Annotated in this window: 9 protein-coding genes; 8 read left to right on the forward strand and 1 reads right to left on the reverse strand. The window is 60.1% G+C overall.

All coding sequences use genetic code 11. The features are described from left to right. Positions 1–7: 7 nt before the first annotated feature. The 4 genes from traF to P7F60_RS27505 all read left to right on the forward strand — a co-directional run bounded on the left by traF (position 8) and on the right by P7F60_RS27505 (position 2,949). Complete coding sequence (traF, locus tag P7F60_RS27490) at positions 8–517, forward strand: conjugative transfer signal peptidase TraF (RefSeq protein ID WP_277920796.1); 510 nt, start codon at positions 8–10, stop codon at positions 515–517. After that, on the forward strand, positions 438–1,685 hold the full coding sequence (locus P7F60_RS27495) for a conjugal transfer protein TraB (RefSeq protein ID WP_084438771.1): 1,248 nt from the start codon (positions 438–440) through the stop codon (positions 1,683–1,685). The genes traF and P7F60_RS27495 overlap by 80 nt, the downstream gene beginning before the upstream one ends. A gap of 13 nt (positions 1,686–1,698) precedes the next feature. After that, positions 1,699–2,319, forward strand: a complete 621-nt coding sequence (locus P7F60_RS27500; RefSeq protein WP_064334956.1) for a TraH family protein — start codon at positions 1,699–1,701, stop codon at positions 2,317–2,319. A gap of 321 nt (positions 2,320–2,640) precedes the next feature. Next, the gene (locus tag P7F60_RS27505; RefSeq protein ID WP_064334958.1) at positions 2,641–2,949 is read left to right on the forward strand and encodes a transcriptional repressor TraM; all 309 of its coding nucleotides are present in this window, start codon (positions 2,641–2,643) and stop codon (positions 2,947–2,949) included. Between the two features lie 3 nt (positions 2,950–2,952). Here P7F60_RS27505 and traR read toward each other — a convergent pair whose 3' ends face one another. After that, positions 2,953–3,657: a transcriptional regulator TraR gene (traR, locus tag P7F60_RS27510; protein WP_277920797.1), complete on the reverse strand. Its 705-nt coding sequence runs from the start codon at positions 3,655–3,657 to the stop codon at positions 2,953–2,955. Between the two features lie 444 nt (positions 3,658–4,101). On the opposite strand from traR, the gene P7F60_RS27515 reads away from it, so the two are divergent. From P7F60_RS27515 to P7F60_RS27530, 4 genes are all read left to right on the forward strand, one after another. After that, entirely contained in the window at positions 4,102–4,266 is a 165-nt protein-coding gene (locus P7F60_RS27515; protein ID WP_259030772.1) for a hypothetical protein, read from the forward strand. Positions 4,267–4,312: 46 nt separating this feature from the next. After that, the gene (locus P7F60_RS27520; protein ID WP_259030773.1) at positions 4,313–5,290 is read left to right on the forward strand and encodes an agmatinase; all 978 of its coding nucleotides are present in this window, start codon (positions 4,313–4,315) and stop codon (positions 5,288–5,290) included. Positions 5,291–5,544: 254 nt separating this feature from the next. Further along, positions 5,545–6,150: a recombinase family protein gene (locus P7F60_RS27525; protein WP_055971942.1), complete on the forward strand. Its 606-nt coding sequence runs from the start codon at positions 5,545–5,547 to the stop codon at positions 6,148–6,150. 15 nt (positions 6,151–6,165) lie between these two features. Continuing rightward, the coding region (locus P7F60_RS27530) for a DUF4158 domain-containing protein (RefSeq protein ID WP_277920798.1) at positions 6,166–7,154 on the forward strand (989 nt) is incomplete at its 3' end.

Consider the following 7,154-nt stretch of genomic DNA (forward strand, 5'->3'; position numbering starts at 1 on the left):
TGCGATCATGCTGTTGAGCACGTCGCTGGTTGCTATCGCGGGCCTCGTCACGGCTGCGGTCGTCGGTGGCTATCGACTGAACCTGACGCCGAGCGAGCCGCTCGGGCTCTGGCGCATCGAGAAACTCAATCGTCCGCTCGAGGCCGGAGATCTCGTCTTCATCTGCCCGCCCCCGACCGCAATATTCGAGGAGGCACGACGGCGAGGGTATCTCCGACGAGGCTTGTGCGCCGGTGGGTTCGCGCCGCTGATCAAGATGATCGCAGCACTTCCCGGACAGCATGTCGAAATCACGGATCACGTCGTGATCGACGGCGGTTCCCTTGCCGCATCTGTCGTCCGGAAGACGGACGGGGAGGACAGGACGATCACGCCATATCCTGGTGGCATCGTGCCATCAGGACATCTCTATCTCTACTCTTCTTTTGCGAGCTCCTATGACTCCCGATACTTCGGGTCGGTCCCCGACAGCGGCCTTCTCGGCCTTGCCCGGCCGGTCATCACCTTCGATCCGTGATCATATTTCGGATCGTTGGCGATCCGCCTTGCTCATCGTCGCATCCGTCGCTTGCAGCTCACTCGGCTGGAGCGGCAATGTGCTCGCCCTTCCGGTTGCGATGCTCTTCCCGGCGCTGTGGGCGATGTCGCCATCGCGCAGGGTCGCGGCGCTCGTGTCAGCCTGCTATTTTCTGGCCGCCTCGCGCGGTTTGCCTCAGGGAGTTGCAAACTTCTATTCATCCGATCTTTGGCCGGGCCTTCTGCTGTGGATGGCGGCCTCGGCCTCCTTCGTCGCCGTGCATGCGGCGGCGTGGACAAGGCGACCGGGAAAGGGAAGGGCGGTGCGTTATCTGGCGGCAGCGGTGCTGACGGGGCTACCGCCCTTCGGCATCACCGGATGGGCGCATCCGCTGACCGCAGCCGGCGTACTGTTTCCCGGATGGGGATGGTGGGGCCTAGCTGCGGCTGCGGCCGGCTTGCTCGTCATGGTGACGAGATTTTGGTCGGCTGCCGCCATTGGCCTCGCAGGCTTCTGGCTCTGGTCCACTGCCACGTGGACAGGGCCGAATCTACCGGAAGGATGGATGGGCGTAGACCTTGAATTGGGACGAAGCCTTGGCCGGGACGGGTCGCTCGAGCATCACCGTGGCCTGATCGCCACAGCGCGCATATCCGCAAGTAAGGGCGCGCAAGTTGTCGTTTTTCCGGAGAGCGCGCTCGGCTTCTGGACGCCGACGGTCGCTCGCCTTTGGCGGGAGGGGTTGAACGGGCTCGACCTCACGGTCGTCGCCGGCGCAGCCGTCATCGATGCGCAAGGCTACGACAACGTCATAGTGGCGGTTGGTTCCGGCGCCGCTGGCATCCTCTACAAGGAGCGCATGCCGGTTCCGGTTTCCATGTGGCAGCCATGGTTGCGATGGACAGGGCAGGGCGGCGGCGCCAAGGCGCACCTGTTCGCGAACCCGGTCGTGGAGGTTGGGACAACGAGGATTGCGCCGCTCATCTGCTACGAGCAACTCATCCTCTGGCCGGTCCTGCAGTCGATGCTGCATTCCCCTGGCGTCATCGTCGCAACGGGTAACGGCTGGTGGACCGAAGGCACCTCGATCGTTGCTATCCAGAAGGCGAGCGTGACCGCCTGGGCTAAGCTCTTCGACCTGCCCGTCGTCATGGCCTTCAACACATAATGGAGATCGCCAGATGGTCGATGCTGCCCTCATCAAGCAATGCGCCGATCCGGGCTTAAAGCCCGCGATTGTCGAACAGTTCATCGAGCGGGCGGGGTCGCAGGAACCACTCGCGATCACGGTTCGATCCGGGAACCGCATTGTTCTGGTGCCGAAGCCCGCCACGTCCGGCGAGGCGATGGAACTGATCCGCCAGCATGTCGGCCGCAACATCGTGCGTGTCGGCGTCACCCAATATCCGGCGGGTCTTGGCATCATGGAGGCCGGAGCGCTGAAACCGGACCTGGTCGATCCTTGTGAAAATCTCCGCATGGGCTCGGCGCTCTTCGCCAAGGTCTACCGGATCGTCATGAAATGGTATGGCGACCCGACGGCGAAGGAAGTGCTGCCACAGGTATTCGATGATGCGATCATCGCCTGGCAGACGGGGTATTTCGAGGGAATGGCCGTATTCCGCGCGCCGGACCCTGGTGAGGTGAAGGCCCCTGAACCTGGTGGGGACGAGTCCACGATCGACGCGTCCGCAGATTCTGCCGGGGAGGAAGTGAGCGATCCTGTCACGAACGGAGCCCGGAGCGACGATCCCAACAAGGCGGGTATTCGTGTAGATCTCTCGGGGATCGGTGCCAAATGACATTGATGCTCGCGAAGGTCACTATGCCACTTACGTGATCATGTGCATGTTTGCACTGGCGAATTCAGCGTCCGCCCTCTATAAGGGCGGGCAGGGCAGTACGCGCTGCCTCGGGGTGTGGAAACCTCTACTCGGTGGTTGGTGTCGGCCGTTTCGACATCAGAATCCTCTGGCCATTTGGCCGGGGGCCTGTGACGTATGTCCAGGTGCCTCGGTACTAAAGGTCGCAGGACTGTCCGAGTACAGTTTCCAACCCCCGGCTTGGGATCAGGGATTAACGTTTGCGGGGGCGCACCGCGGACAAGCCGGAGATTGGATCGAATGACACCGGACGCGCCGACATCGGAAGACAAACTGGAAATGCGTCCCGTGTACGGGCTGACGCAGGGTCTGCCCAAGTCTGACCTGGAGAGCTTGACGGTCGATGCTATCAGGACCCATCGGCGTCTGGTCGATACTGCAGATCGGCTGTTCCAGGCACTGCCCGACACCTACAAATCCGGTAAGGAGGCGGGCGGCGCGCAGCACCTCACTTACATCCAGTCCTGCATGGAGATGCATGCGCAGATGTATGTGGTGAACACGCTGGTCACCATTCTTGGTCATATTCCGAAAGTGTCGGTGAACTGAGGCTCAGATCAGTTTTCGGCGGATAGCGACGGCGGTCAGGTGGGTCAGGGTGTGCACGTCGAAACGTTTCTTTGTTTCGGCGATCTTGACGCGCACGCTGTTGTACTTGACGCCCTCGAGGTCCGCCGCTTCCTCCATCGTTTTGCCGACAGCGATCCAGCTGAGATAGGCGGCCCCTTTGGGATCGAGACCAATCGGCTCTTCGACACTTGGGGTCGGATCAGCGAGATTGATGCGGGCATGAAGTTGCGCGACCGCGGATGCAGCTTCGACAGGGTCCATCTCGCGGTCCATGTCGATTGCCGGCTTCTCCGAGGCAAGCGTGAACATCGCCATGGAACCGTGTGCGGCCTTGATGGGCACCGTGATGCCGGAGCGAATTCCGAAATCGGCTGCATGCGCAAAGAACAAGCGTTCCGCTTTGGTTAGCCGTGGACTCTCCTGTTTACCGCTCCAGGTGAAGGCTCGTTTCAGGGACTTGGCGCGTCGAATGACTGGGTCGACCGCAAGATAGCCTCGCGCGAAGTAGTCGGATTGAAACTCACGACGATAGTTCGAGATTGCGAGTGAGCGTCCTGGCTTGATGTTCAGATAGGCATAGCCTATAAAACCGATCTGTTCGGTAAAGTTTGCTAGCGCGTCCTTCAATATGCTTTCATCGCCAGGAATGGCGGCGAGGTCGGTCAGCTTGTCCAGCCAGTGTCGCATTTAAAATTCCTTGTGGATCATCAGTTAGAACAGATCATGTGATCCCTTTATATGTAGGCATTCTTTAATGCAACCTTTGATTGCATAAGCAAAATTATGGAACTACGACACCGCCGAGAAGCACGTTGATTTCGCGATACTTGTGGAAATCAGCAAAACATGTCCCAAATTCACCAATGTGACCTAAATACAAAATAGGCATTTCCTCCTAGAAAAAATTTATCCTAGCGTATTCCTTGCGAAACAGCATTCTATCTGCTTATATCAAAGTATTAAATGAGATAATGAATTCGTTATTGCCATACAAATACAGTATCCTCGACGAGGCCCCGCGTTTTTTTGTTTTCAAAACCTTCTAGAGTACCGTTCTCGCCTTTTAGCTGAAAACGCTATGCGTCGAATGCAGGCATCTACCTCAGGGAACTCGCGTCCCAGGGAACGACGATGGCCATCGTGACCCACGATTTCGGTTTCGCGCGGCGGGTAGCAGACCGCGCCATTCTTCTCGATAAAGGCCGCGTCCTACGCGACGCTCCGGTTGACGAAGTCATCCAGCGGCACGACCTCCCGCAATTCACCCCCTCCGCCGGAGACCCTGTTTCACCCTGACACCTTCCGAGGGAAGTGGTCCATCATGCACATTGGAGAACGGATTATGCCAACCGAGTACAGCGACGTTGGGACGATATTTTCATGCCCGAAGGTCTCCGACCTCGATCAGCTCGACGCACATGTCGCGGTCATCGGCGCACCGATCGGGCGGCCTTACAGCGCCGAAGCTTTAGATTGCGACCAGGCGAACGCTCCCGATGCCATCAGGGCAGCGTCGGGACGGTTTCAGTCCATGGACGAGCGGTTCGATTTCGACGTCGGCGGCACGGTACTCGACGGGAGGGAAATCAAGGTCGTCGACTGCGGTAACGTCACCGTGGATCGCGAGGATCTGGCGGGTACATCGGTACGCATCGAAAACGCCATCCGTAAAATCCTGAACGCCGGGGCGGTGCCGATCGTTCTCGGCGGGGATCACTCGATACCGATACCGGTCCTCAAGGCCTATTCCGGGCATGACGGCCAGCTGACGATCATCCAGATCGACGCCCACATCGACTGGCGCGACGAGGTTCACGGCGTGACGGACGGCTATTCCAGTCCGATGCGTCGCGCTTCGGAGATGGCGCATGTCGGGGAGATGTTCCAGATCGGCATTCGCGGTCAAGGCAGCGCGGGTGCCAGCGAGGTTCGGGCCGCGACCGAATACGGTGCCCACATCGTATCGGCGTACGATCTGCACGAAGTCGGTATGCAGGGCGTACTCGACCGTATTCCCGATGGCGGGAACTACTATATCACGCTGGACGCCGATGGCATGGACCCTTCGGTAATGCCCGCTGTCGCCTTTCCCGCGCCCGGTGGCGTGCTTTACCATCAGCTTCGTGCCCTGTTGCAGGGCCTTGTCCGCAAGGGGCGTGTCGTGGGAATGGACATCGTGGAGATGACACCTTCCCGCGATGTCAACGACGTCACCGCGATCGCGGCAGGCCGCGTGATAAACATGATAGTGGGCGCTCTCGCCCGAAGCCCACGTTTCCTGAACGACGCCTCGCGGCCTTCGATCGATGACCATGACTGAGCCAACGAACCTCGAAACGACCTTGGGCCCGAACTCCGGCGATTCCGGGAAGGACAATGCGGCCATAGCGGGGCTCCGTGGGAATCTCTGCAATATTACCCGCTAAGAGATTTTTGGCGTGACGGAAAACGGATGATTTCCGCGTAGCGGTTCGGCGGGTCGAAATCGACGGGGTGACTGGGCAATTATTTGCGCGACAAACCCTGTCGGAATGTGAGACTGTGCGGCAACACGGAATTTGAGGTTTGTCGTGCATGTTGATCGGTTACATGCGGGTATCGAGCGGTGATGAGCGGCAGTCGGTTGCCTTGCAGCGCGACGCCCTGCTCGCGGCCGGGGTCGATCAGCGTCACCTGCATCAGGATCGCGCTTCGGGCGCGCGCGACGATCGGCCGGGGCTGAAGGCTTGCCTTGCGGAATTGTGCGAGGGTGACGTGCTGGTCGTTTGGAAGCTCGACCGTCTGGGCCGATCACTCTCCCACCTGATCAGAATCGTTGAGGATCTGAAGATGCGCGGGGTCGCTTTCCGCTCTTTGACGGAAGCTATCGACACGACGAATTCGCACGGTGCGTTCCTGTTCAACCTGTTTGGCACGCTCGCCGAATACGAGAGAGTGCTGATCACGGAGCGGGTCAACGCTGGACTGGCGGCGGCACGCCGGCGCGGTCGCAAGGGCGGTAGGCCACCGACGATTGACACCGAAAAGGTTGAGCAGATTCTGGCGGCGCTGGAAGCCGGCGCCAGCAAGGCGTCGGTGTGTCGGACATTCAAGGTGCCGCGCTCGACTCTCATCGATACATTGCGGCGAACCGGATGGACCGGACCGGGCAAAGAAGATGAGCCTGCTCCCCCAGTTTGAGAGCGGGTGTGACCGATGGCCTTCCTCGACGCGCAGTCGCGCACCGTTCTGTTCGACCCACCCGATGTTTATGAAGAGGCCCTCGCGCGCTATGCGCTGTCCGCTGAGGACATCGCTTTCGGCAGGGCGCATCGCCGATCGCATAATCGTCTGGGTTTTGCCATCCAACTCGCCCTGGTGCGTGATCTCGGTCGTCCGCTCCGCGCTGGGGAAGTTCCGCCTCAGGCAGTCGTCTCCGTTGTCGCCGACCAGTTGGGCATCGACGCTGCGGTGTTCGCACTCTATGCCCAGCGGGAGGAAACCCGTCGAGAACATACGCGGGAGATTGTCGTCGCACTGGATCTCCGGCCCGTCCGGGCGAGCGATTATCGATCCCTGATCACCGCGGCGGCACGCGAGGCAGCCGCTACCGAACAAGGCGAGCCGATCACCAAGGCCGTGATCGAAGCCCTGAAGGAGAGGAAGCTGCTCGTTCCTGTGCCGGAACTGCTGATACGTCTGGCGATGGCGGGCCGGGCGGCAGCGCGACGACAGGCTTATCGCGGCTTGATCCGGGGCATGGAGCAACCGTCCATCGAGGCGCTTGATCAGCTTCTCATCGATCGGTCCGGTGATCGGAGCCATCTCGGCTGGATTGCGGAAGCGCCGGAGGGGACGAAACTGAAAAACCTCAAGGGCCTGATTGCCCGGCTTGAGGTTCTGCGTTCGGCGGCGATTTCCGATGAGCGACGTAAAACGATCCATGCCAACCGCTATGGCATCATCGCCCGGGACGCCCGCATTCTGCATGCCCGTGAGATACGACGCCTTACATCCGAGCGCCGCTACGCCACGCTGACGGCGTTCGTCATCGAGAGGCAGGCGGCAATCACCGACCTTGCGATCGACATGTTCTGCAAACTGATCGGCAGCACCCGGCGCAAGGCTGTGCGTATTCCGATGAAGCCGGCCATTGATTCCGAAACGAAGCCGGCCACCCATTCCGATTTCATTCCGGCCAGCAT

Origin of the sequence: Rhizobium sp. YJ-22 (assembly GCF_029601685.1) — a bacterium.
Classification (GTDB): domain Bacteria; phylum Pseudomonadota; class Alphaproteobacteria; order Rhizobiales; family Rhizobiaceae; genus Metarhizobium.

Excerpts from the sequence above, each read along its gene's own strand:
- P7F60_RS27505 (WP_064334958.1), top strand. The coding sequence starts at position 2,641 with ATGACACCGGACGCGCCGACATCGGAAGACAAACTGGAAATGCGTCCC.
- traR (WP_277920797.1), bottom strand. The coding sequence starts at position 3,657 with ATGCGACACTGGCTGGACAAGCTGACCGACCTCGCCGCCATTCCTGGC.
- P7F60_RS27500 (WP_064334956.1), top strand. The coding sequence starts at position 1,699 with ATGGTCGATGCTGCCCTCATCAAGCAATGCGCCGATCCGGGCTTAAAG.
- P7F60_RS27525 (WP_055971942.1), top strand. The coding sequence starts at position 5,545 with ATGTTGATCGGTTACATGCGGGTATCGAGCGGTGATGAGCGGCAGTCG.
- P7F60_RS27520 (WP_259030773.1), top strand. The coding sequence starts at position 4,313 with ATGCCAACCGAGTACAGCGACGTTGGGACGATATTTTCATGCCCGAAG.
- P7F60_RS27495 (WP_084438771.1), top strand. The coding sequence starts at position 438 with ATGACTCCCGATACTTCGGGTCGGTCCCCGACAGCGGCCTTCTCGGCC.
- traF (WP_277920796.1), top strand. The coding sequence starts at position 8 with ATGCTGTTGAGCACGTCGCTGGTTGCTATCGCGGGCCTCGTCACGGCT.
- P7F60_RS27515 (WP_259030772.1), top strand. The coding sequence starts at position 4,102 with ATGGCCATCGTGACCCACGATTTCGGTTTCGCGCGGCGGGTAGCAGAC.